This is a genomic window from Acidimicrobiia bacterium (genome assembly GCA_036396535.1).
Taxonomy (GTDB): domain Bacteria; phylum Actinomycetota; class Acidimicrobiia; order Spongiisociales; family UBA5794; genus DASWKR01.
This window is the reverse complement of record DASWKR010000003.1, coordinates 26,991-50,538: the sequence shown is the minus strand read 5'-3', so window position 1 is coordinate 50,538 and position 23,548 is coordinate 26,991. Positions and strand designations below refer to the sequence as shown.

Below are 23,548 nucleotides of genomic sequence, written 5' to 3'. Positions count from 1 at the left end.
CCTTTCGAATGTGGCGGGGAGGCTATCACCCCTCCGCAGTGTCGCCGAGCATCGGTGCAGATCACGTCCCAGGTGCCAGCTTGGCCGCCTCCCACAGCTCGTCCATCTCCTCGAGCGACAGCGCTTCCAGCGAACGGCCGCCGGCAACGGCGGACGCTTCCACCGATCGGAATCGACCCTCGAACCTCTCGTTGGCGCTCCGCAGCGCTCCTTCGGGGTCGATGTCGAGATGACGAGCGAGGTTGACGACGGAGAAGAGGACGTCACCGAGCTCGTGCGACGTCGATGCGCTCCCTGCGGCGACGTCGAGCTCGTCTACTTCCTCGTGGATCTTGGCGACCACCGGCTCGGTGTCGCTCCAGTCGAAGCCGGCCGTCGACGCCCTCCGTTGCAGTTTGGCGGCCCTGGCGAGCGCAGGCAGCACTCTGGGGACGTCGTCCATGAGTGAATCCCGCCTCTTCTCCTGCGACTTGAGGGTCTCCCAGTTCGACCTCACGGTTTCGGCATCGTGCGCCACGACGTCCCCGAAGACGTGGGGGTGGCGGTGCACGAGCTTGCGGCGGATCCCCTCGGCCACCTCCTCGACGTCGAAGGCGGCGGCCTCGCGGGCGAGGGTGGCGTGGAAGACGACCTGGAGCAACAGGTCCCCGAGCTCCTCCTCCACCTCGGCGTACGCTCCGTAGTCGACCTCCCCGGCGGGAGCATCGGAGCCGAGCCGCCCGATCGCCTCGATCGCCTCATACGCCTCCTCGAGCAGGTGCTCGAGGAGCGAGTGGTGGGTCTGGTCGCGGTCCCACGGGCACTCCAGGCGGAGAGCGCGGTTCACCGCGACCAGTCCGAACCAGCCGACCGGCGGCGGATCGACGAACAGCGACGTGCGCGGTCCCGGCACGAGCTCGTCGAGGCGGCGGAGTGGGATCCGTTCGATCCGCTCGTTCGGACCGCCGAGCGAGTCGAGGAACACCACCGGCGTCTCACCGTCGAGCACCTTGCCGAGCGAGGTCGCCACCTCGGCGAGCGCCAGCTGCGTGTCGACCTGGCTGATCAGGGTCGGCACATGGAGCGGAAGTGGGTCGGGCAGAGATCGGCCGTCGAGGATCTGCAGCCCTTTGGCGAGCGGGTCGACGCCGACCGCCAGTAGGGCGAGATCGACGAACGACTCGCCGGGGAGCACGTCGACCGGAATCCCGCGCTCGTTGGCGCCCGTCACGATGAGAGCAGCCGCCCGCTCGCCGACCGAGGCGCTCCCGGGGACGGCGTAGACCACCGAGTGCGACCCGGCCACTTCCAGGACCCGCCCGGCGATGGCGGCGTACACCGCATCGAGGTCGTCGAGGGAGTCGTAGAGGTCGTCGCACGTCGTCACGGCCCGCGATGCGGCGAGCTCTGCGGCGGCGGGGTGGTGCAGCGTGCGAACGATGACGACACCGGCCGGGTCTGTCAGCGCCGCCATCGCTCCTGCGGGGACCCGGTCGAGGCCTGCCGGCCCCAGACCGACGATGCGAAGCCCGTTCACTCGGGTGGGACGATCCCGACACCGGAGGTCGACCAGCTACCGACCACCGGATCGATCTCGATCGTGGCGGCCCTCACGACGTCGTTGAACCATGGACTGAAGAGGCTGCTCACCTCGGTGTTGCCGAGGTACGCCACCGGATCCGCTTCGAGGACCTCGACGGGAGGCGGGTCCTCCCGCCGGTCGACGAGGATGACATGGAACCCGAACTGGGTTTGCACGGGTCCGGAGACCTCGCCGACCACCGCCGTCGCTGCCGCATTGCCGAACTCGGCGACGTATGTCTGCAGTGGCAGCATGCACTCGCCGGCCTGATCGACGAGGGCCCCACCGGCACTGGCAGTGTCGAGAGACACCTCGTCGGCGACCGCGGCGAAGTCCTCTCCGCCTTGGAGCCGGTCGATGATCTGGGCCGCTTCCCCCTCGGTGGCCACGAGGACGTGCCGCACGCATGCGCTCGTGAGCAGCTCCGGCGTCTCCCCGACCATGTCGTCCCAGAACGTGGCGTCGTCCGCCACCAGCCTGTTCGTGACCGAGTCGCGGATGAGCGAGATGAGCGCCTGGTGCCGTTTGGCGTCGTCGGTGAGGTCGGCGTCCGCCTCGACCTGCGCGAACACCTGGGCGTATCGCTCCGGGGGGTTGGCGAGGCGGTCCCTCACCTCGGCCTCGGTGAACGTGATGTCGTACTGCTCTTCCGCCGCCGCGACGAGGACGTCGAGGAAGATCACATTGCCGAGGTCCGTCCTGAACTGCTCGGTGTTCGTGTTGACGACGTCGCCGGCGTAGCTGTTGCGCAGCCCGGTGACCTCACCGACGACGATCGCATCTCCGTTGACCGTGGCGACCGTTCCGAGGCCCGCGTCGCCGCACGCCGCGACGGCTGCCACGAGTGCACTGGCGGCGATGAGCGATCTGGAACGTGGGATCAGGTTCACTCCTCCGGCGGAGGCCACATTGTACGAAGGAATTCCAGTATGGGGGCGATGCCGCCCCTCGGCCAGACAGGCACGAACAGCACGTCGCCGCGCACCACGGCGCGTGGCGCCAGGCGCTTCAGCCGAACGTCCTCGGACTCTCTGAGGGCGACGGACGACATGCGAACCTCGTTGCGCACCTGGACGATCTCGGTGAGCCCGATGCGGAGTGCCTCGTGGCGCAGCCTGGCGACGTCGATGAGGGCCCCGGCCTCCTCGGGGAGGGCGCCGTACCTGTCGCGCCACTCGGCGGCGACATCCTCGACCTCGCTCTGCGTCCTCGTCGCCGCCAGCCGGCGGTACGCCTCGAGCCGCTGCTCCCCACTCTCCACATAGTCGGCGGGGAGGTGGGCGTCGACCGGGACGTCGATGCGCACCTCCGGCAGCTCCTCGACGCCTGACGGTATGCCCCGTAGCTCGTTGACCGCATCGGCGACCAGCTCGACGTAGAGGTCGAACCCGACGGCGGCTATGTGGCCCGCCTGCGTCTCGCTGAGGATGCTCCCCGCCCCTCTGATCTCCAGATCGCGCATGGCGAGTTGGAACCCCGACCCGAGGTCGGAGAACTCCCCGATCGCCTCGAGGCGCCGGTAGGCGTCCTCACTGAGCGTCTGCTCCGGCGGGTGGAAGAGGTAGGCGTACGCACGCTGGCTGGAGCGCCCAACCCGGCCGCGCAGCTGATAGAGCTGAGCGAGCCCCAGCCGGTCCGCCCGTTCGACGACGAGCGTGTTCACCTGCGGCAGGTCGAGCCCGGACTCGATGATCGTCGTGGCGACCAGCACGTCATACTCGCCATTCCAGAAGTCGTACATCACCTGCTCGAGCTGACCCTCGCTCATCCGCCCGTGGGCGACGCCGATGCGGGCGTCCGGCACGAGGTCGCGCAACCGCGCCACGGCCAGGTCGATCGACTGGATCCGGTTGTGCACGTAGAAGATCTGACCCTCGCGGAGCATCTCGCGCCTGATGGCCGCCGAGACGGTCTGGGCATCGTACGGCCCGACGTACGTGAGGATCGGATGGCGATCCTCGGGTGGCGTTCGGATGTGGCTCACCTCGCGGATGCCGGTGAGGGCCATCTCGAGGGTCCGCGGGATGGGAGTTGCCGTGAGGGTGAGCACGTCGACCGAGGTCCGGAGGCGCTTCAGGCGGTCCTTGTGGGCCACCCCGAATCGCTGCTCCTCGTCGACCACCAGCAGCCCGAGGTCCTTGAAGACGACGTCGTCCGACAGCAAGCGATGGGTTCCGATCACCATGTCGATCTCACCCGAGGCGATGGCGCGGATGACGTCCCTCTGCTGTTTCGACGTGAGGAACCGACTGAGCATCTCGACCCGGACGGGGTAGGGCGCCAGCCGGTCCTGGAAGGTCGCTTGATGTTGCTGCGCCAGCAGCGTCGTCGGGACGAGCACTGCGACCTGACGCCCCGCCTGCACGGCCTTGAATGCGCCTCGGAGCGCCACCTCGGTCTTCCCGAAGCCGACGTCCCCGAAGATGAGCCGATCCATGGGTCGCTCCGACTCCATGTCCTGCTTCATGTCGGCGATGGCGGTCAGCTGGTCGGCGGTCTCCTCGTACGGGAACGCCGCCTCGAGCTCCCGCTGCCATGGGCTGTCCTCCTCGTAGGCGTGGCCGGCCGCGGCGGCTCGCTGACGGTGGAGATCGACCACCTGCTCGGCGACGACGGCCACCGCCTTGCGGACCTTCGACCGGGTCGCCGCCCAGTCGGATCCACCCATGCGAGACAGGCGGGGCGACTCGCCTCCGGTGTACCGCTTCACCGCGGCGAGCTGGTCGGTCGGCACGTACAGCTTGTCGCCGCCGTGGTACGCCACGAGGAGGTAGTCCCGCTCGACGCCGGCCATCTCGCGGTGGACGAGGCCCTCGAATCGGCCGATCCCGTGGCGATGGTGCACGAGGAAGTCGCCCGGCTCGAGATCGCGGTAGGCGTCGACGAGGCCTTGGCTCGTCCGCCTCACCCGGCGGTGGGCCCGGCGCCTGCCGGCGACCTCACGCTCCCCGACGACGCCGACACCGAGCTGGGGGGCCACGAAACCGAGGTGGATACCGGTCGCCAAGACGGCCGGCGAAGGGCCCTCGAGACGCTCCACCACGGGAAGATCGATGCCGGCTTCCGACAACACCCGGGAGACCCGCCTGGCCGCCCCCTCGCCGTCCATGGCGACCACCACGTCCACGCCACGCAGCTTCCACTCGTTGAGCGCCTTGGCTACCGAAGGGGCGTCACCGGGAACCGCGTCGAGGCCACGCGCTTCGAGCGTCGACTCGGTGGGCGTGGCGGGCCGGGGCGGGGCGTCGAGGCGGGCCCGATCGGATATCGGCAGGTAGAGGGCCGGATGGTCGCCCGCCTCCGGCGCATCTGCTCCCCAGGTCGGGGCGAGTGCCGCGGCCAGGTCTGCCTCCTCCCTGAGCAGGTCGTTGGAACGCGCCAACGAGCGCTCCGGATCGAAGAGCACCACGTCGGCGTCGTACGCCTCCAGCGCCGTCTCCTCGTGGGACAGCCACGGCAGCCACGACTCGATACCTTGGAACGTGAGCCCCTCGGCGATCCTGTCCCATGTCGATGCGGCCCACGGCTCCCGGTCGCGCAGCTCCTCCGCAAGCTTGCGAAGTGGCGGGTCGGGGCGGAGCTCGCGGGCCGGATAGGCGACGAGCCGGTCGATCGGCTCGGTGGTTCGTTGGGTGGCGACGGCGAAGCTGCGGATCTCGTCGACCTCGTCGCCCCAGAGCTCCACACGGACGGGGGTCTCACCTTGGGCGGGGAAACAGTCGATGATCCCGCCCCGCACCGCGAACTCACCGCGCGTCTCGACCCGATCGGTGCGCTCGTATCCGAGCTCGCTCAGCGCCGCGACGACGTCGTCGACCGTCGTGCCGACTGCCAGCTCGAGCGGGCGGGGCGAGCTCGGGCTGAGGCGCTGCGTCGCCGCCCTCACCGACGCAACCACGACGAGGCCGCCGGGGGCTTCGGACAGCAGATGCCGCGCCACGGCACGGTGGGCCATGGTGGCCACGTTCGGGGAGATGTGCTCGAACGGCAGCGTCTCCCACGCCGGCAGCATGACGACGTCGTGGGTGAACAGCTCCAGGTCGTCGGCCAGGTCCTCGGCCTCCCGCTCGCCCGGGACGATCGCCAGGATCGGGCGGGCCGACCGGGCCGCCATGCCGGCGAGGGCATACGCCCGCAAGCCCGGAGGAACGGCGATCCTGCCCGGCACGTTCGGCAGGAGCGGCGCAGGCCAGCGGTCGACGAGGGAGCGGAGCGGGGCCGTCATCGGGTCAAGCTGGTGTTGCCGTCCTGAGCGCCGACCCGTACTTCGAGAAGTAGTCCCATGCCGAGAGCAGGGTGGCGGCGACGGCGACGAGCATGAGCCACTCATCCAGGAAGTACGGCCCGATCTCGCTGGAGCTGCGGACCATCGCCAGCCCGATGGCGGTGAACTGTGTGATGGTCTTGGCCTTCCCGAGGGGGCTGGGCGGCACCTTGCCTCTCCCGAGGGCGGCGACGCCGCGCAGCCCCATGACGGCGAGCTCCCTGCCGATGATCACGAACGCCGCCCACGACCACGCCCTGCCGACCTCGATGAGCACGAGCAAGCTCCCCGTGACCAGCACCTTGTCGGCGACGGAGTCGAGGAACGCCCCGAGCGTCGTGGTGATCTCCCAGCGCCTCGCCAGGTAGCCGTCGGCGAAGTCCGTGAGGGCGGCCGCCACGAAGAAGAGGAGCGCCAAGCCGAACGCATGGTCGATGCGCCGCGAGAGGAGCACGAACGCCATCACGACCGGGGTCAGCGTGATGCGGACGTAGGCGAGGAGGTTCGGGACGTTCATCGCCCGGCCGATGGTAGTGAGGGCGGCCCCGGAGGCCAGAAGCCCGAGAATGTCCGTCTCACCTTCGTTACCATCCGGCGCCGTCCACGCCGCGGCGAGCGTCCCGGACGGAAGGACCGTGCAGTTGTTCAGGTCGGAATCGCGTGACGGGATGCGCATCGACTGGGACGTCGCCGTTGGTATGGACGACGGCGTTGTGCTGCGAGCCGACGTCTTTCGCCCGGACGACGGCGACCGCCACCCGGTGCTCCTCAGCTACGGACCGTACGCCAAGGGGCTGCCGTTCCAGACCGGATATCCGAGCGCCTGGCAGCGCATGACGGCCGAACACCCGGACGTCGCCGCCGGGTCCACGAACGCCTACCAGAGCTGGGAGGTCGTCGACCCTGAGAAGTGGGTGCCGCACGGTTACGCCTGCGTGCGGGTCGATTCTCGGGGCACGGGACGGTCACCGGGCTACATCGACCATTTCTCGCCCCGGGAGACTCGGGACCTGTACGACTGCATCGAGTGGGCGGCGGCCGAGCCGTGGTCGACCGGGAAGGTCGGCCTCAACGGCATCAGCTACTACGCCATCAACCAGTGGCACGTCGCCTCCTTGCAGCCGCCCCACCTGGCTGCGATGTGCGTGTGGGAGGGAGCCGCCGACTGGTACCGCGATATGACGCACCACGGCGGCATCTTGTCGACGTTCTGGGAGAACTGGTACGACATGCAGGTGAAGACCGTCCAGTACGGCCGAGGAGAGGCCGGCGGACGGAACCCGATCACGGGCCAGCTCATCTGCGGCGACGAGACGCTGAGCGACGAGGACCTGGAACGCAACCGGGCGCCGTTCGGTGACGAGATCCTCGCCCATCCCCTCGACGACGACTATCACCGCAGCCGCTCCCCGGTGTGGGAAGAGGTGGCGGTCCCCCTCCTCTCGGCGGCGAACTGGGGCGGCCAGGGCCTGCATGCCCGTGGCAACTTCGAAGGCTTCGTCCGGTCGGCCGGCCGGGACAAGTGGCTCGAGGTGCACGGAATCGAGCACTGGACCCACTTCTACACCGACTACGGCCGTGACCTGCAGCTCCGCTTCTTCGATCGCTTCCTGCGAGGCATGGAGGAGCGCTGGCCGGACCGCCCGCGGGTTCTCCTCCAGGTCAGGCACGCCGACGGCAGCTTCGAGCCCCGCCACGAGGTCGACTGGCCCATCCCGGCCACGAGGTGGACGGAGTACCACCTCGACCCCGAGGGCATGACCCTCGACCTCGAGCCGAGCCCTTCCGAGGCAACCCTGTCCTTCGACGCCCTCGGGGACGGCATCACGTTCTCGACGGCGCCGTTCGCCGAGGCGACCGAGATCACCGGGCCTCTCGCCGCCAAGCTGAGCGTATCCTCCTCGACCGAGGACGCCGACCTGTTCCTCGTGGTCCGCCTGTTCGATCGCCAGGGCGAGGAGGTCACGTTCCAAGGAGCCATCGACCCGCACACGCCCTTGGCCCAGGGGTGGCTCCGGGCATCGCATCGCCGGCTCGACCCGGCGTTGAGCCGGCCGTGGCGCCCGTACCACGCACACGAGCGCCGTGAGCCACTCGAACCGGGAGGCGTCTACGAGCTCGATGTCGAGATCTGGCCGACGTGCGTCGTCGCTCCCGCCGGATATCGGCTGGCGCTGACGATCCTGGGCCGCGACTACGAGTGGGGAGGCGACACCACGGGCCTCCGGCTGTCGGCGTTCAAGAACGAGCTGAGGGGCTGCGGCCCATTCCTCCACGATGACGAGCGCGATCGGCCGGGTGAGGTCTTCGCGGGGACCACCACCCTCCACGTGGGGCCGGAGCATCCCGCCTACCTGCTCGTTCCGGTGATCCCTGCGGCGGCCGGGTAGCGTGCCGGCAGGAGGGAAGCCCACGGTGACTGCAGGCGACATGATCGACGCGGCAGCCGCCGTCCTCGAGGCCCTGGACGCCGAGCAGCGCGCCGCCGCCAATCCGGCGTTCGACGATGGGCGCCGCCAGACCTGGATGTACTGGCCGCGAGAGATGAGCGGCGATTCGTACACCGGCGTCGGCCTCCACGAGATGACGTTCGGCCAGCGCAAGCTCGTGATGCGACTGCTGACCACCGGGGTCGACTTCGCCACGTACGCCCAGATCGCCGCCATCATGGCGCTCGACCTTCCGCTCGACTGGCTCGAGGACTACCGGGACACCGCTCTACGCGACCCGCTGCGCTACTGGGTGGCGATCTTCGGAGAGCCGGCGTCCTCGGGACGGTGGTCGTGGCAGTTCGAGGGCCACCACGTTTCCGTCAACCACGTGGTCATCGACGGCCAGGTCGTCGCCTCGACCCCCCTGTTCCTGGGCGCCAACCCGGCACGCGTCGAGAAGCACGGTCGCACGGTCAGCCGCCCGTGCGGGCCGGAAGAGGACGCCGCCCGGGCGCTCCTCCTGTCACTCGACCCGGACGGGCGACGGCGGGCGACGCTCGACGCCCCTGCACCGATCGACATGGTGATCCACAGGGTGTCCGAGGTTCCTGCCAGGCTGCGACCGGGTGACCTGGAGCACCCCCTCGGCTGGTTCCAGGAGCTGTACCTGGCGTTGTCGGATGACGAGAGAGAAACCCTCGCCCTCGACCTGGCGGTTCCGGTCGGAATCCCCCGCTCCGACATGGGCAACGGCGCCCGGGCACTCCTCGATGACCTCATCGCGGTATACGTCGAGCGCCTCCCCGACCCGATCGCCGCCGCCGAGCTCGCCAGGCTCGAGGAGGCCGGCCTGGACGCCATCCACTTCGCCTGGGCCGGGCCCGCCGAGGAAGGAACGCCCCACTACTACCGGCTGCAAGGGCCCACGTTCCTCGTCGAGTACGACTGCGTGCAGGACGGCGCCAATCACATTCACTCAGTCTGGCGGGACCCCCGCCGAGACTTCGGACGGGACCCGCTGCGCGCCCACCGCGCCGCGGCCCATTGACGGCCCGCTACTGCTCCTCCCACCCGAGACTCCCATCCACTCAGTCTGGCGGGACCCCCGCCGAGACTTCGGACGGGACCCGCTGCGCGCCCACCGCGCCGCGGCCCATTGACGGCCCGCTACTGCTCCTCCCACCCGAGGCTCTTGTCGACCGCCTTCTTCCATCCCGAGTAGAGGCGATCCCGCTCACCGGCTTCCATCCGAGGCTCCCATCGCTTGTCTTCGTGCCACATGGTGCGCAGCTCGTCGGGAGACGACCAGAAGCCGGTGGCGAGCCCGGCGGCATAGGCGGCACCGAGCACGGTCGTCTCCGTGACGACCGGGCGGACCACCGGAAGGCCGAGGAGGTCCGCCTGGAATTGCATGAGCAGCTCGTTGCCCACCATTCCCCCGTCCACCCGCAGCTCGGACAGCTCGATGGCGGCGTCGGACCGCATGGCGTCGAGCACGTCGAGCGTCTGGTAGGCGGTCGCCTCCAGCACCGCCCGGGCGATGTGGCCTGCCTCGGCGAACCTGGTGAGCCCGGCGATGATGCCCCTGGCGTCCGAACGCCAATACGGGGCGAAGAGCCCCGAGAAGGCAGGCACGAAGTAGACGCCCCCGTTGTCGGCCACCCCGGCGGCCAGGGCCTCGACGGCGGCGGCGTCCGGCACCATGCGCAGGTTGTCGCGCAGCCACTGAACGCCGGCACCGGCGATGGCGACGGACCCTTCGAGCGCGTAGCGCGCCTTGCCGTGCCCGACCTGATACGCCACCGTCGTGAGGAGTCCGTGCCCGGATCGGGCGATCCGCGTCCCCGTGTTCACGAGCATGAAGCAACCGGTGCCATACGTGTTCTTGGCGTCGCCCTGGGCGAAGCACGCCTGGCCGAACATGGCGGCCTGCTGGTCGCCGAGCATCCCGGCGACCGGGACGCCTCCGAGGGGCCCGCCATCGATGGCGGCGATCGTGCCGACGGAGGGGACGATGTCGCCGAGCACGGAGCGTGGCACACCGATGTCGCCGAGCAGCCCGCCGTCCCACTGCAGCGAGGCGAGGCTCATCAGCATCGTCCGGCTGGCGTTGGTCACGTCCGTGGCGTGCCGGCCGGTCAACTTCCACAGCAGGTACGAGTCGATCGTCCCGGCCAGGACGCTTCCCCGATCGGCACGGTCTCGCAGGCCGCTCATGTTGTCGAGCAGCCAGCGGATCTTCGGACCGGAGAAGTAGGTGGCGAGCGGCAGCCCGGTCGCCTCCCTGAATCGGTCCGGCCCCTCGTCCACACCGAGCATCCGGCAGAGGGCGTCGGTCCTCGTGTCCTGCCAGACGATGGCGTTGGCGACCGGTTCCCCCGTACCGCGGTCCCACATCACCGTCGTCTCACGCTGGTTGGCGATGCCCACCCCTGCGAGGTCGGAGGCGGTCGCCCCCGCCGCATCCATGGCCTCGGTGATGACTGCCTGCGTGCTCTCCCAGATCTCGGATGGGTCGTGCTCCACCCAACCGGGTTGCGGGTAGTGCTGGCGATGCTCCTTCTGTGCCATGGCGACGAAGCCGCCCGACTTGTCCACGAGCGCGAAACGCGTACTCGTCGTTCCCTGGTCGATGGCGCCGACGAGTCTCGTCACGGCGCGCTCAGCTCGCCGGCCCGCTGCCTCGCCGCCTCGCCGCCTTGCTCGGCGAACAGTTCCACGACGTCTGCGGCGAGGGTGCGCATCAGGGCCGCCTCCTCGATCTCGGTGCTGGTGAACCGGTGCAGGACGTGGTCGGCGGGATCGACCGAGCCCGGTGGCCTGCCGACACCGCACTTGAGACGCCAGAAATCGCCCGTGCCGAGCGATCGCATGACCGAGGCGACGCCGTTGTTGCCGCCCGATCCTCTCCCGAACTGCACCTTGAGCCTGCCGAAAGGCACGTCGATGTCGTCGTGGACCACGAGGAGGTCGTCCCGCTCGACGTGGAAGTAGCGCGCCAGCGGGGCCACGGCCTGGCCCGCCTCGTTCATGAACGTGGTCGGCCTGGCGACCACGAGCCGGAATGCGGCCGTCGTGATCTCGGCGACTTCCGCTCTCATGAACCGCTTCGCCTTCTTGAACGAGCTTCCGTGGCGCTCGGCGACGAGTGCGACGACGTCGCCTCCGAAGTTGTGCCTCGTCGCCTCGTAGCGAGCTCCCGGATTGCGGAGCCCGACGGCGAGCGTCTGGGTGGCGCTCAGTCCGCTTCGCTCTCTTCGTCCGCCGGCTCTGCTTCGTCCCCGGCCTCGAGCTCGGCACCCGGCTCGCCTTCGAGCTCCTCGCCTTCCGCCGGCTCGGGCTCCTCCTCGACGCGCGGCACCAGCACTGTGAGAAGCGGCCGCTCCGGGTCGGCCGTGTAGGTGACGCCCTCGATGGCAGGCAGGTCGGACAGCCGCAGCGTGTCTCCGATCTCCATGTGCGAGATGTCGACCTCGATCGACGACGGAATGGCGGTCGGGAGAGCGGTGATCGTAACCGTGGCCTCGATCGTCTCGACGACACCGCCGTCCTCGGACACGCCGGCCGGGATGCCGGCGTAGTCGACCGACACGTCGGCGCTGATCTCCTCGTCGAGCGAGACTTGGATGAAGTCGAGGTGGGTGATCTCGCCGCGGACCGGATGGCGCTGGATCTCCCTCGCCACCGTGAGGACGTTCTTGCCGCCTTCCACGTCGAGGTCGATGAGGGCGTTCAATCCCCCTTCGCTGTGGAGGACGGCGAACAGGTCACGCGAGCCGACCGTGACCGCCAGCGCCTCCATCCCGTGCCCGTATACGATGGCCGGGATCCGGCCCTCGCGGCGGAGCCTGCGAGCGGGGCGCGTGCCCTTGCCGTCTCGTTTGGCGGCGCGCAACGTGACCTGGTCCATGATCTCTCCTGTGTCAACGGTACCCGGGGCGCGCGTACCTGCCGCGAAGCCCGGATGAGGTCCCCCGATGATAGTTGCGGCCCGCCGGCTCGGTCGAAACCGATCAGCCGGTCGACGGGCCACCACTAGGGTCGCCTCGGATGGCAGGTACGCAGGCACTCGAGCGGGCTTCCCTCGGCGAGAAGCAGTTCGTCGCCATGATCTCGATGATCATGGCGCTCGGCGCGCTCGGCATCGACCTGATGCTCCCGGCGTTCCCGGTGATCAGGGAGCACTTCGGGCTCGCCGAGGGTTCGACGGCCGTGGCCGGCATCGTGACGGCGTACTTCTTCGGGCTGGCCTTCGGTCAGCTGTTCTACGGACCGATAGCCGATCGATTCGGGCGCAAGCCGGCGCTGTACGGAGGCCTCGCCATCTACGCCTTCGGAGCGCTCTCGTCCGCCCTGGTGCCCTCGATCGGTCTCATGTACGTGACCCGTTTCATCTGGGGAGCGGGGGCTGCAGGCGGCCGGGTGATCGCCATCGCCGTCGTGCGCGATTCGTTCTCCGGCGAGCGGATGGCTCGCACGATGTCCATGGTGATGGCCGTGTTCGTGCTCGTGCCGGTCGTGGCGCCGACCGTCGGCGCCGCCGTGATCGCGGTCGCACCGTGGCAGTGGGTGTTCGGTGTCTGCGTCCTGTTCTCGCTGACGCTCGCCGTCTGGATCGTCCGGCTCCCCGAGACATTGAGGGAGGAGCACCGACGGCCCCTGCAGTTCACCCCGGTGCTGCGGGGCGCCCGCCAGGTGCTCACCCATCGCCAGACGCTCGGCTATGGGCTGGTCACCACGGCGCTGTTCGCCCCGTTCAGCTCCTACCTGGCGAGCAGCGAGATCATCTTCTCCGACGTGTTCGGCCTCGAGGACCAGTTCCCCTTCATCTTCGGTGGCATCGCAGCGGTCATGGGCGCTGCCATGGTCGCCAGCGCGATGGTCGTCGAGCGCGTCGGGACCAAGCGCCTGGCGCACGCCGCCCTGACGGCATACGTCGTGCTCGGAGCGGGCGTGCTGTGGATGGTGCGGGCCGCCGACGGCGTGCCGGGGTTCTGGCCATTCGTCGTCGGCCTGACGGCGTTGCTCGTGTGCCACGCCCTGCTCATCCCGAGCGCCAACACCCTGGCCATGGACCACATGGGCAAGCTGGCCGGGACCGCAGCCGCCGTCCTCGGCACGATCTCGATGGCAGGCGGGGCCGTCCTCGGCTCGATCACGGACCGGGCGTTCGACGGCACCGCCAACCCGCTCATCCTGTCCTTCTTCGGCTACGGCGTCGTCGCCCTCGCCCTCGCCAAATGGGCGGAAGGGGCCAAGACCGCTCCCGTCGAAGGGCCCCGCGACGCCGCCGCCCTGCTCCAAGAGCTTCCGCCGGCCTGAGGCGGAACGCGGGCGAAGCTAGATGTTCTCGCCCTTGAAGATCTCGCTGACCGAGGCGTCCGTGAAGATGGCGTTGATCGTGCCGGCGAGCAGTGATCCGATCGAGAGCACGGTGAGCTTGTCGAGATCCGTGGCGTCGTCCGGGATGGGCAGCGTGTTCGAGATGACCAGCTCACTGATGGGGGCGTTCTTGATCCGATCGACGGCGGGCTCCGACAGCACGCCATGGGTCGCTACCAGGCGCACGCTGAGGGCGCCACGGGCCATGATGAGCTCGGCGGCGGCCACCGCGGTCGACGCAGTGTCGATCATGTCGTCCACGATGACGCAGTGCCTGCCCTCGACCATGCCGACGATCTCGAGAGCCGACACCTGGTTGCGCACGTCCGTGCGGCGCCGCTTGTGCACGAACGCCACCTCGGCGTCGAGGTGGTTGGCGTACTTGGCGGCGATCTTCACCCTGCCGGCGTCAGGCGAGACGATCGTCGTCGGCCCGTCGAGCGACTTGGTGAGGTGCTCGACGAAGACCGGCAGCGCGGTGAGGTGGTCGAACGGCTTGTCGACGAAGCCCTGGATCTGCCCGGTGTGGAGGTCGACGCACACGATCCTGTCTGCACCGGCCGCCATGAACAGGTCGCCCATCAGCTTGGCGGTGATCGGCTCGCGTGCCCTGCCCTTCTTGTCCTGCCTGGCGTAGCCGAAGAACGGCACGACCGCGGTGATCTGCTTGGCCGAGGCCCGCTTGAGGGCATCGATCATGATCAACTGCTCCATGATGTGGAAGTTGATCGGATGGCTGTGGCTCTGGATGACGAAGCAGTCCGCCCCGCGGACGCTCTCGGTGTAGTGGATGTAGACCTCACCATTGGCGAACACGGAGCGCTCGACGCCGCCGAGGTTCGTCCCGAGGATGTTGGAGACCTCGCGGGCGAGACCCTCGTTGGCCGACCCGCTGAACACCATGAGACGCTTTCGGCTCGTGATCTCCATCAGTCACGCTCCTCGCGAGCCCGCTGTTCCCGACGCGCAGCGTAGCCCGTGATCTCTATCTGCGGTGACCGCTCGACTGCCAGCGCCCCGGGCGCCACGTCCTCGGTGATGACGGAGCCCGCCCCCGTATATGCGTCGTCCCCCACCTCGACCGGAGCGACGAGCATCGTGTCGCTGCCGATCTTCACCCGGGCGCCGATCTTCGTCCTGTGCTTGGCGAAACCGTCGTAGTTGACGGTGATCGTGCCGGCGCCGATGTTCGAGCCTTCGCCGATGGTGGCGTCGCCGATGTATGAGAGGTGCGGGACCTTCGATCCGTGGCCGATGGTCGACGCCTTCACCTCGACGAACGTCCCCGCCTTCGACTCGTCGAGCAACTCGGCGCCCGGCCTGAGGCTGGCGTACGGCCCAACCTGGGCTCCCGGGCCGATCGAGGCGCCGCGCAGGACGGCGTACCACACCTTGGAGTCCGGCCCGATGGCGCTGTCCTCGGCGTATACGGACGGGCCGACCTCGGCGCCGGCGTCGACGACGGTGGCGCCCACGAGGTGCACGTCGGGGTGGATGCGCGCTCCGGGCGCCAGGGTGACCGAGGGCTCGATGTACGTCCGGTCCGGGTCTGCCATCCAGACGCCGTCACGCATCCAGCGCCTGTTGATGCGGCGGCGCAGCTCTCCGGCGGCCGCTGCGAGCTGGTCGTGCGAGTTGACCCCCATCACCTCCACCGCGTCGCCGGACAGGGTGACGACGTCCTTTCCATCCTCGACCATGATGGCGACGACGTCTGTCAGGTACATCTCCCCCTGGGCGTTGTGGCGGACCACCCTCTCGAGCGCCTCGCGCAGCGCGGCGGCGTCGAACGCATAGATCGACGTGTTGACCTCGCAGATCGACCGCTGCTCGTCGTTCGCATCGCGGTCCTCGACGATCGCCGTCACCCTGGCGCCGTCGCGAACGATCCGCCCGTACCCCGTCGGGTCGCCGAGCTCCGTGGTGAGGATGGTGGCGTGGGCGGCCGCCTCCGTGTGCCGGGCGATGACCGCCTCGAGCGTCTCCGGAAGGAGCAGGGGCATGTCGCCGAGCACCACGAGGATCACGTCACCCTCACCGAGACCCTCACTGAGCTCGAGCGATTCGAGCGCCACCTGGGTGGCATGGCCCGTGCCGTGCTGGTCGGACTGGAGGGCGGTGGTGACTCCCTCGGGCAGCAGGGCGCGAACCTCGTCCGCCTGGTAGCCGACGACGACGCACACGTCGGCGAGATCGAGCTTGGTGAGGGCCGCCATCACCCAGCCGACCAGGGGCATTCCCGCCGCCTCGTGCAGCACCTTCGCCAGCTCCGACTTCATACGAGTGCCCTTGCCGGCGGCGAGCACGACAGCGTGAACGCGTGGAACCGTCATCGCTGGGGGGCCAGGACTCGAACCCGGACCGAGTGGACCAAAACCACTAGTGCTGCCAGTTACACCACCCCCCAATCAGGGGCCAGACGATGGCGACAACGAAGTGTAGGTACGGAGACGCATCGTCCCATCACGTGTCGAACGTACCCGGCCACCAGCGGGTTTCCTGTTCCTCGGTCCACGTCGTCCCCGAGCCGGCGGCGATCGGATCGCCTTCCCGGCGACGCACCGCCCACCCGAAAGGGACCGGCTCGCCGGCCCACGCATCCCTGGCGCCGGCCGGCAGCCGACGGATCGCATCGGCGGCCTCGTCGACGTCGACGAAGAAGGCGAAGAGCGCAGGACCGCTGCCGGACATGAGGACCGTACGATCGAACCTCCCGGCCAGCTCGGAACGCCACTCGTCGACCGCCGGCGCCTCGGCGACCGCTGCGCCGTATAGGTCGTTTCGCAGCGGGGCGAGGTCTCGCAGTGAGGGAGGCAGGTCGGCGCCTCCCACGCCGGCTGCTTGCGGCCCCCCGAGGGAGTCCCAGCGGGCGTACACGGCGGCAGTCGACAGCTCGATCGGCGGAACGACGACGGCGAGGGCGAACCCGGCGGCGTCCGGCAGCGCCGCGACCGCTTCGCCTCCCCCGCTCACCACCGCAGTGCCGCCGAGCAGGCAGAAGCTCACGTCTGAGCCGAGCATCGGCGCCAGCGGCGTGACGTCGTCCATCGGGACGTCGAACGCCCAGGCCGCCATCACGAGCGACAGGGCGGCGTCTGCCGAACCGCCCCCGAGCCCTGCGGCCACGGGGATTCGCTTGTCGAGCTCGAGCGACATCGGCCGGGGACTGGCGGCGACCTGGCGTACTGCGGCGGCAGCCCGCCAAGCGAGGTTCTCGTCGCCTTCGGGGACGGGCCGGCCCGGATCGAAGGCGGCCATCGAGTCCTCATCCACCCCGGTGACGAGCCGGAGGCGGTCGGTCCACGCAATCGACTGGAAGAGCCCCGTCAGGTCGTGCAATCCGTCGGGTCGCGTGCCCGAGACCTGCAACCCGAGGTTCACTTTGGCACAGGCGATGCCTCTCATGTCCCGGCGACCTCCGCCAGCCGCAGATACTCGGAGGCCGACAGGTCCTCCGCCCTTGCCGTCGGTTCGATTCCTGCGGACTCGAGGGTGGCGACCGGGTCATGCAGGGTCGCTTCGAGGGAGCGACGCAGCATCTTGCGACGCATGCGAAAGGCGGCCGCAGCAAGCGACTCCGCCCTGCCGGCGGCCGGGTGGGGACTGATGCGATCGATGCGGATGACTGCGGAGCCGACGTCTGGCGGCGGGATGAACACCTGGGGCGGCACCGCGAACCCGAAGCGCACCGTGCCGTAGAGGCGGGCGACGACGGACGGGAGCCCGTACGTCCTGCTGCCCGGCTCGGCGGTGAGCCGATCGGCCACCTCGCGCTGCAGCATCACGGTGAACGACTCGACGGCGGTCAGGTCGCGGAGCATGTCGAGCAACAGCGGCGTCCCGATGTTATACGGCAGGTTGGCGACCAGCTTCCATCGGCCGCCGGTGACGTCCTCGGCGATGTCCGACCTCGTGGCATCGGCGATCCGCAGGGTCACGTCCCTCCCTGCGAGCACCTCGCGGAGGAGGGGGCCGAGCGAGGAGTCGACCTCGTACGCCACCACCGACGCCCCTGCATCGGCGAGCGCCATGGTGAGCGTCCCCGTACCGGCACCGATCTCGAGGACGCGGTCCCCGGGCGCCACCTCGGCGAGCCGCACGATCTTTCCGACGATGTTCGGGTCGGCGAGGAAGTGCTGGCCGAGCCGCTTGTCGGGACGAAGCCCGTGACGGGTCAGGAGCTCCGCTATCTCGGTGCGGCGCTGGGCGGTCATCGCGGCCCGCCGAACACCCGCGTCGCCGTCTCGGAGGTCAGCGCAGCCACCTCGTCGACGTCGACGCCCCACACGTCCGCCAGGGCGGCTCCGACCAAGGCAACCCGGGCGGGCTCGTTGGGCTCACCCCGGTGTGGCGGGGGTGAGAGGTACGGGGTGTCCGTCTCGACCATCGTCCTCTCCGGTGGCGCCTCTGCGGCACCGCGGCGAACGGTGTCCCCGGTCTCGAAGGCGACGGGACCGGCGAACGAGAAGGTGACGCCGAGGTCGGCGAACCGCTTCGTCCACTTCGGTCCGCCGGTCCAGCAGTGCAAGACCGCCCGCTCCCCGAGCTGGGCTCGCTCCAGCTCGGCGTGCACCTCCGAGAAGGCGTCGCGGCAATGCACGACCACCGGTTTGGCGAGCCGGCCGGCCAGCTCGAGCTGGGCCCGGAAGGCGGCGACCTGGTCTTGGCGTGGAGAGAGATCCCGGTAGAAGTCGAGGCCACACTCGCCGACCGCCGCCGCCTCCACCGCAAGCGACGAGATGCGGCCACCCTGGCGGGCCCACGAGGCCGCATCGTGCGGATGGAGGCCCGCCGACCAGAGGACGAACCCGGCATGCTCGGCCGCCAGTGACCTCGCCTCGAGGGACGACCCGAGGTCGGTTCCCGGGCACATCACCCACGCCACGCCGGCTTGGCGGGCGCGCCCGATGAGAGTCCCGGCAGCCTCGTCTGCGAGGAAGAGATGGCAGTGCGAGTCGACCCAGGCCGCCACCGGCGCCTACTCGTCCTCGAGGGGTGGCCGGACCGGCCGCCCGGCGCCCTCAGCGAGGTCGGCGGCCACTCAGAGGCCCCCCTCTATCTTGGCGAACAGAGGGTGCGGCGGAGCGATCTCCCGCCCCGGATGGATCACGACCGGTTCCCACAGCGGCCCGGCTTGCGGAACGTCGACCCCGAGATCCTGCAGGATCGCCCGCGACGTGAACGGCAGGAACGGGGCGAGCACCGTGGCGATGAGCGCCACCGCGTTGAGGGCGACGTTGAGCGTCGTCCCGGTGCGCCCCAGGTCGGTCTTGGCGGTCTGCCATGGCTCGGCCTCGCTGAGGTAGGCATTCGTCGCCTGGGCGGCTCCCATCGCGACAGCCAAAGCGGCCCGCAGCTTCACCTGCTCGATGAGCCCGCCGACCTCGTCGAAAGCTCCTGCGAGACGTTCCAGCAGCGCAACGTCCTCGTCGCCGGGCGCGGTGCGCTCCGGCACGACGCCGTGGAAGTACCGGTGAGTCATCGATACGACCCTGTTGACGAGGTTGCCCCAGTTGGCGACGAGCTCGTCGTTGATGCTCCTGACCATCTCGTCGTCGTACAGGTCGGTGTCGTTCGTCTCCGGGAGGTTCGTCCCGATCGCATACCGCAAGGCGTCGGGCTCGAAGCGCTCGAGATACCAGCCGAGCGACCTCCCGACTCCCCGCGACTTCGATGCCTTCTCGCCACCGAACGTGACGAAATGGTTGGCGGGGACGTCCGTCGGCAGGTTGAGGCCACCGTGGCCCATCAGCAACGCCGGCCAGTAGACGGCGTGAAACGGGACGTTGTCCTTGCCGACGAAGTAGTACGACTCGGCTTCGGGATCCTCCCACCAGGCCTTCCACGCGTCGGGGTCACCGCCAAGCTCCGCCCACTCCTGCGGAGCAGAGAGGTAGCCCATGACCGCCTCCCACCACACGTAGATCGACTTGCCCGGCCCGAGGTCGTCGACGGGGATCGGGATGCCCCAGTCGAGGTCGCGGGTGAAGGAGCGGTCGTGGAGACCCTCCTCGACCATCCCGATGGCGAAGTTGAGAACGTGCGGCCGCCATCCGTGGCGCGACCCGAGCCACTTCAGCAGCGGCTCGCCGAAGGCGCTCAGCCGCCAGTAGTAGTGCTCGGTCGGGCGGAGCACGGGACGCGAGCCGGACAGCTTGCTGACGGGGTCGATGAGATCGACGGGATCGAGGGTCTTGCCGCAGTTGTCGCATTGGTCGCCGCGGGCGTGAGGGTACGAGCAATGCGGACAGGTGCCCTCGATGTAGCGGTCCGGGAGAAAGCGTCCATGATGCTCGTCGTAGAACTGGTCGACCGTCTTGCGGTAGAGGTGCCCGTTGTCGAGGAGCTTGGTGAAGAAGCCCTGCGCCACCCGGGCGTGAGTCGCCGTGCCCGTCGTCGTGAAGAGGTCGAAGTCGATGCCGAGCGTCTTCCAGTAGCCGAGGAACTCGGGGTGGTATCGGTCGACGATCTCCTGGGGGGTCACGCCTTCCGCCTCGGCCTTGACCGTGATGGGGGTGCCGTGGACGTCGCTACCCGAGACCATGAGCACGTCGTTGCCTGCGGCGCGGTGGTACCTGGCGAAGATGTCAGGCGACAGGTAGGCGCCGGCGAGGTGCCCGAGATGCAGAGGGCCCTGGGCGTACGGCCATGCGACCGCCACGAGGATCTTGCGGGGGGTTTCCACGATCGGCGATGGTAGTTCAGGCTCGTTCCTGCCCTGCGACGGCGGGCGGCAGGTCGATCCCCGGCCGGCCGCCTCCACGAACCCAACCAGGTTTTGGCTCGACTCGTAGCACCCGGAAGTTATATACACTCCGCCCGGCATGACGGAGCAGGCCTGCGGGGACGGCCAAGACGTGGGAGCAACTGGAGGTTGATGTTGGATACAGGCATGGTCCGAAAGATCGACGACCTCGGGAGGATCGTGGTGCCTGCCGAAACGCGCCGCCTCTTTCACATCCGGGAGGGTGACGAGCTGGCCATCTCGGTCGAGGACGATTCGATCATCCTCCGCAAGCTCGAAGCGACGTGTGTCTTCGACGGTTCCACGGTCGACGTGAAGAGCTTCAAGGGGCGGGGCCTGTGTGCCCGCTGCCGGGCTGAGATCTCGAGCTCGTAGGCCGTCAGGACTCCGGGCCTCTCGAGCCGAGCACCGACTCGTACAGCCGGCGCCTGCGTATCCCGCGGGCGCCTGCTTCGTTCCTGACCGCGTCCGCCATCGACTCGCCGGATCCCATCCGCTCCTTGACCGCCTCGATTGCCTGCGCCATGTCGGGGGCGTGCGGATGTGCCGGGGCGATCACGATGGTGAACTCGCCGCGCGGGGTCTCCTCCTGCCAGCGGCGAGCGGCGTCGCCGAGTGTGCCCCTCCACAGCTCCTCGTACAACTTCGTCAGCTCCCTCGCCACGACGACCTGCCGCTCGGCGCCGGTGGCGGCGGCCAGGTCGGCCAGGTCGCGAGCCACCCGGGACGTGGCCGAGAAGACGACGACGGTTCGCGTCTCGATCGCCACCTCCTCGAGGCGCTCTTCTCTCTCCGCCCCGCTTCGTGGCAGGAATCCTTCGAACACGAACCGTTCGGTCGGCAGGCCGGAGCCGGCCAGGGCGGTCGTCACGGCGCTCGCGCCGGGGATCACCGTCACCTCGGCTCCTGCATCGATGGCGGCCCTCACCGCGGTGTGGCCCGGGTCTGCGATACCGGGCATGCCGGCGTCGCTGACGATGGCGATGTCGGCCCCGTCCTCGAGGCGGGCCCTCAGCTCGGCGGCACGCCCGGCCTCGTTACCGGTGAAGTACGACCGGAGCGGCGTTTCGATGCCAAGCGCCCTCGTCAGGATCCCAGTGCGGCGGGTGTCCTCTGCGTAGATGAGGTCCACGGAGTCGAGAACCTCCCGCAGCCGCGCCGAGGCATCGCCGAGGTTGCCGATCGGGGTGGCGCACACATAGAGGCGGCCTGGCATGGGAGGACTCTACGACCGGAGGCGTGCGACGACGGCGAGGGCTCCCTCGGGAACCGAGCCTGCCTGGGCCGTTGCGGGCACCTCGACGATCCAGTGAGCTCGCCGGATGCGGACGAAGCGCCACGGGGCGAGGTGCTTGACCGCCACGACTCGGCCGGTGGCGTCGAGTCCGAGCACCGTGAGCGGCTCTCGCATGAAGCAGCCGTGCACGCCCGTCCCGCGCAACAGCAGGCCCTCGTCTCGCCAACGGGGTATCAGCCCCCGGAGACGCTGCTTCGACGTAACCGCCAGACGAACTCGCCAGGGGCCGGCCCCGCCGATCGTGACGGCCAACTTGGCCCGGCGGGTCGGCGGCCGGGCGTCCCGTGGTACCCTCCGGCCCATGGCAAAGGCAAAGAGACGCAAGCTGCGCGCCCGCCGCAACAAGGCGAACCACGGTCGGCGGCCGAACGCCGGTCGCGGCTGATCCGCCTCTCGTCCCGCCCACCACATGCGATGGCTGTCGCGCGGCATCCCGGCAACATACGCGGCGACGCCGCCACCCGGTAGCCCCGCCTGAGGTGCCGTCCGCTCAGGGGACCCGCACCGCTCCCATCAGCTCGGCACCGGCCGAGGCATCGTCGGCGATGATCAAGCGCAGCCCGTCGCCGATCCTGTCGATGAACAGGAACGTCGACGAGTCGAAGAGGATGCCTCCCGAGGCGTCGACACCGTCTCCGAGCTGCAGCACGTCACGCGCATAGGAGACGATCGCCTGCGTGACCTCGATGGCGTCGTCGTCGCTGGCGGCCGCCAACACGTATGCGAGGGCCCGGTCGGCACCGTTGTCGAACACCTTCACGGCGTCGCCGCTCCAGCCATCGGCGGCTTGCGCCAGCTGACCCTTGGTGAGCACCTCATCGAGGACCAGCCCCAGCCTCCACTCCCCGAGTGAGGTCACCGGCGAGCCCTGGTAGCCCGCCAGCTCGACGTCGACCTGCTCGACCGTCGCTCGCGGCCCTTCACCCCCCTCGAATCGCTCGGGATGGAGGATCTGCTCGGTTGACGACGGCGGGTCGACGTAGGCCCGGTCGACTGCGGCGATCCCTCCCTCGGCGATGAGGCGCTCGACGAAGGTGACCCCGGACTGGTAGACGAATCCGAGGTCCTCCAGGATCACCTCGGGCACACCGGCGGGCAGCCTCCGCCCCAGCGCAGCCTCGGCGGCGGCGACCTGGAGCTCCGGTGCCAGCCTCTGCAGATACAGCAGTTGGAAGTACGTGGCGTCTCCCTCGGTGAGGGCCTGGAAGGCCTGCAGGGCGTCGCCTCCACGGTCGGCGAGGCCGTCGATCGATGCGCCGTATCTGAAGTGCTGGTCGCCGAGGGCATGGATCAGCTCGTGCACCACGATGCTCGTGTCGTACGGGGACCAGTCACCCCAGGCGGCGTCCACGACGAGCTCGTGGGCGGCGGCGTCGTAGTAGGCAGGCGTGGCGACGGCGTACAGCGCGGTGAGGACCGCTCCCGGGTCGCTCCCCGGGTCGAGGAGCCCGAGCAACTCGTACACCGCGGCGTCGTGCTCGGCGGCCGGCAGCAATCGGTCGACCTCGCTCTCGATCCTCGCCAACACTCCCTCGGGGGTCGCCGACGCCACCTCGACCTCGACGAGGAACGGCAACCCGCGCAGCGCCTCGACTTCGGGGAGGAGCGCCCTCACCTCGCCCTCCTTGGCTGCCGCAGCCGCCGCATCGACGCCCTCAGCCAACTGGGTCGTGGTGCTCGACGGCGCAGGGACCGTCGTCGTCGTCGCCGGCGACTGCGCCACCGTCGTGGTGGTGGAAGCCACCGGAGTGCACGCGGCCAGGACGCCGGCGATTGCGCAAACGAGGAGCTCACGTCGGAAGGGGCGCATTCGGACGGCAGGCTACCGAAGCGGCGCCCTTTCCCTGCGGCGGCGCCACCGGTCGTG

The 23,548-nt window shown here is 69.4% G+C and carries 20 protein-coding genes and 1 tRNA gene; 4 read left to right on the top strand and 17 right to left on the bottom strand.

Annotated features, from left to right (window positions below; all coding sequences use genetic code 11):
• Positions 1-61 precede the first annotated feature (61 nt).
• The 4 genes from mazG to pgsA are packed head-to-tail and all read right to left on the bottom strand — an operon-like array spanning position 62 to position 6,342.
• The gene (mazG, locus tag VGC47_00760; GenBank protein ID HEX9853831.1) at positions 62-1,516 is read right to left on the bottom strand and encodes a nucleoside triphosphate pyrophosphohydrolase; all 1,455 of its coding nucleotides are present in this window, start codon (positions 1,514-1,516) and stop codon (positions 62-64) included.
• A complete protein-coding gene (locus tag VGC47_00755; protein HEX9853830.1) occupies positions 1,513-2,451 on the bottom strand; it encodes a peptidylprolyl isomerase in 939 nt (312 codons plus the stop codon). The genes mazG and VGC47_00755 overlap by 4 nt, the downstream gene beginning before the upstream one ends.
• On the bottom strand, positions 2,448-5,786 hold the full coding sequence (gene mfd / locus VGC47_00750; GenBank protein HEX9853829.1) for a transcription-repair coupling factor: 3,339 nt from the start codon (positions 5,784-5,786) through the stop codon (positions 2,448-2,450). The genes VGC47_00755 and mfd overlap by 4 nt, the downstream gene beginning before the upstream one ends.
• Positions 5,787-5,790: 4 nt before the next feature.
• A complete protein-coding gene (gene pgsA, locus VGC47_00745) occupies positions 5,791-6,342 on the bottom strand; it encodes a CDP-diacylglycerol--glycerol-3-phosphate 3-phosphatidyltransferase (GenBank protein HEX9853828.1) in 552 nt (183 codons plus the stop codon).
• A 118-nt stretch (positions 6,343-6,460) separates the two neighbouring features.
• Between pgsA and VGC47_00740 the strand changes: the two genes are divergently transcribed.
• Positions 6,461-8,215, top strand: coding sequence for a CocE/NonD family hydrolase (locus VGC47_00740; GenBank protein HEX9853827.1), 1,755 nt, complete (start codon positions 6,461-6,463; stop codon positions 8,213-8,215).
• Between the two features lie 25 nt (positions 8,216-8,240).
• Positions 8,241-9,305, top strand: a complete 1,065-nt coding sequence (locus tag VGC47_00735) for a DUF3500 domain-containing protein (protein ID HEX9853826.1) — start codon at positions 8,241-8,243, stop codon at positions 9,303-9,305.
• Positions 9,306-9,424: 119 nt separating this feature from the next.
• On the opposite strand, the gene glpK is transcribed toward VGC47_00735, so the two are convergent.
• Genes glpK through VGC47_00720 form a run of 3 tightly spaced genes read right to left on the bottom strand, consistent with a single transcriptional unit; the run spans position 9,425 to position 12,167 of the window.
• Positions 9,425-10,912, bottom strand: coding sequence for a glycerol kinase GlpK (gene glpK / locus VGC47_00730; protein ID HEX9853825.1), 1,488 nt, complete (start codon positions 10,910-10,912; stop codon positions 9,425-9,427).
• Positions 10,909-11,499, bottom strand: coding sequence for an aminoacyl-tRNA hydrolase (gene pth, locus VGC47_00725; protein HEX9853824.1), 591 nt, complete (start codon positions 11,497-11,499; stop codon positions 10,909-10,911). Before pth ends, glpK begins: the two co-directional genes overlap by 4 nt.
• On the bottom strand, positions 11,496-12,167 hold the full coding sequence (locus tag VGC47_00720) for a 50S ribosomal protein L25 (protein HEX9853823.1): 672 nt from the start codon (positions 12,165-12,167) through the stop codon (positions 11,496-11,498). Before VGC47_00720 ends, pth begins: the two co-directional genes overlap by 4 nt.
• Before the next feature lie 140 nt (positions 12,168-12,307).
• Here VGC47_00720 and VGC47_00715 point away from each other — a divergent pair, with 140 nt between their 5' ends.
• Positions 12,308-13,579, top strand: a complete 1,272-nt coding sequence (locus VGC47_00715; GenBank protein ID HEX9853822.1) for a multidrug effflux MFS transporter — start codon at positions 12,308-12,310, stop codon at positions 13,577-13,579.
• 18 nt (positions 13,580-13,597) lie between these two features.
• Here the strand turns inward: VGC47_00715 and VGC47_00710 are convergent, their stop codons facing one another.
• The 7 genes from VGC47_00710 to metG all read right to left on the bottom strand — a co-directional run bounded on the left by VGC47_00710 (position 13,598) and on the right by metG (position 20,324).
• The gene (locus VGC47_00710; protein HEX9853821.1) at positions 13,598-14,569 is read right to left on the bottom strand and encodes a ribose-phosphate diphosphokinase; all 972 of its coding nucleotides are present in this window, start codon (positions 14,567-14,569) and stop codon (positions 13,598-13,600) included.
• Positions 14,569-15,972 carry a bifunctional UDP-N-acetylglucosamine diphosphorylase/glucosamine-1-phosphate N-acetyltransferase GlmU gene (gene glmU / locus VGC47_00705; GenBank protein ID HEX9853820.1) on the bottom strand — a complete coding sequence of 468 codons (1,404 nt, stop codon included), beginning with the start codon at positions 15,970-15,972 and terminating at the stop codon, positions 14,569-14,571. Before glmU ends, VGC47_00710 begins: the two co-directional genes overlap by 1 nt.
• A gap of 2 nt (positions 15,973-15,974) precedes the next feature.
• Positions 15,975-16,046: transfer RNA gene (locus VGC47_00700), tRNA-Gln, on the bottom strand.
• A 56-nt stretch (positions 16,047-16,102) separates the two neighbouring features.
• Positions 16,103-17,044, bottom strand: coding sequence for a 4-(cytidine 5'-diphospho)-2-C-methyl-D-erythritol kinase (gene ispE, locus VGC47_00695; GenBank protein ID HEX9853819.1), 942 nt, complete (start codon positions 17,042-17,044; stop codon positions 16,103-16,105).
• Positions 17,041-17,853, bottom strand: a complete 813-nt coding sequence (rsmA, locus tag VGC47_00690; protein HEX9853818.1) for a 16S rRNA (adenine(1518)-N(6)/adenine(1519)-N(6))-dimethyltransferase RsmA — start codon at positions 17,851-17,853, stop codon at positions 17,041-17,043. Before rsmA ends, ispE begins: the two co-directional genes overlap by 4 nt.
• On the bottom strand, positions 17,850-18,611 hold the full coding sequence (locus tag VGC47_00685; protein ID HEX9853817.1) for a TatD family hydrolase: 762 nt from the start codon (positions 18,609-18,611) through the stop codon (positions 17,850-17,852). Before VGC47_00685 ends, rsmA begins: the two co-directional genes overlap by 4 nt.
• Positions 18,612-18,680: 69 nt before the next feature.
• The gene (gene metG, locus VGC47_00680; GenBank protein ID HEX9853816.1) at positions 18,681-20,324 is read right to left on the bottom strand and encodes a methionine--tRNA ligase; all 1,644 of its coding nucleotides are present in this window, start codon (positions 20,322-20,324) and stop codon (positions 18,681-18,683) included.
• 207 nt (positions 20,325-20,531) lie between these two features.
• Between metG and VGC47_00675 the strand changes: the two genes are divergently transcribed.
• Positions 20,532-20,759 (top strand): AbrB/MazE/SpoVT family DNA-binding domain-containing protein, encoded by a 228-nt coding sequence (locus tag VGC47_00675; protein HEX9853815.1) that lies wholly within the window; start codon positions 20,532-20,534, stop codon positions 20,757-20,759.
• Positions 20,760-20,763: 4 nt separating this feature from the next.
• Here VGC47_00675 and rsmI read toward each other — a convergent pair whose 3' ends face one another.
• The 3 genes from rsmI to VGC47_00660 form a co-directional block, all read right to left on the bottom strand.
• Entirely contained in the window at positions 20,764-21,600 is an 837-nt protein-coding gene (rsmI, locus tag VGC47_00670) for a 16S rRNA (cytidine(1402)-2'-O)-methyltransferase (GenBank protein ID HEX9853814.1), read from the bottom strand.
• 9 nt (positions 21,601-21,609) lie between these two features.
• The gene (locus VGC47_00665; protein ID HEX9853813.1) at positions 21,610-21,825 is read right to left on the bottom strand and encodes a hypothetical protein; all 216 of its coding nucleotides are present in this window, start codon (positions 21,823-21,825) and stop codon (positions 21,610-21,612) included.
• Positions 21,826-22,171: 346 nt separating this feature from the next.
• A complete protein-coding gene (locus VGC47_00660) occupies positions 22,172-23,491 on the bottom strand; it encodes a hypothetical protein (GenBank protein ID HEX9853812.1) in 1,320 nt (439 codons plus the stop codon).
• Positions 23,492-23,548 lie beyond the last annotated feature (57 nt).

Bases quoted from the DNA above. Each gene is read 5' to 3' on its own strand.
- mfd (HEX9853829.1), bottom strand. From the start codon at position 5,786: ATGACGGCCCCGCTCCGCTCCCTCGTCGACCGCTGGCCTGCGCCGCTC.
- pgsA (HEX9853828.1), bottom strand. From the start codon at position 6,342: ATGAACGTCCCGAACCTCCTCGCCTACGTCCGCATCACGCTGACCCCG.
- VGC47_00720 (HEX9853823.1), bottom strand. From the start codon at position 12,167: ATGGACCAGGTCACGTTGCGCGCCGCCAAACGAGACGGCAAGGGCACG.
- VGC47_00715 (HEX9853822.1), top strand. From the start codon at position 12,308: ATGGCAGGTACGCAGGCACTCGAGCGGGCTTCCCTCGGCGAGAAGCAG.
- VGC47_00710 (HEX9853821.1), bottom strand. From the start codon at position 14,569: ATGGAGATCACGAGCCGAAAGCGTCTCATGGTGTTCAGCGGGTCGGCC.
- glmU (HEX9853820.1), bottom strand. From the start codon at position 15,972: ATGACGGTTCCACGCGTTCACGCTGTCGTGCTCGCCGCCGGCAAGGGC.
- ispE (HEX9853819.1), bottom strand. From the start codon at position 17,044: ATGAGAGGCATCGCCTGTGCCAAAGTGAACCTCGGGTTGCAGGTCTCG.
- rsmA (HEX9853818.1), bottom strand. From the start codon at position 17,853: ATGACCGCCCAGCGCCGCACCGAGATAGCGGAGCTCCTGACCCGTCAC.
- VGC47_00675 (HEX9853815.1), top strand. From the start codon at position 20,532: ATGGTCCGAAAGATCGACGACCTCGGGAGGATCGTGGTGCCTGCCGAA.
- rsmI (HEX9853814.1), bottom strand. From the start codon at position 21,600: ATGCCAGGCCGCCTCTATGTGTGCGCCACCCCGATCGGCAACCTCGGC.
- VGC47_00660 (HEX9853812.1), bottom strand. From the start codon at position 23,491: ATGCGCCCCTTCCGACGTGAGCTCCTCGTTTGCGCAATCGCCGGCGTC.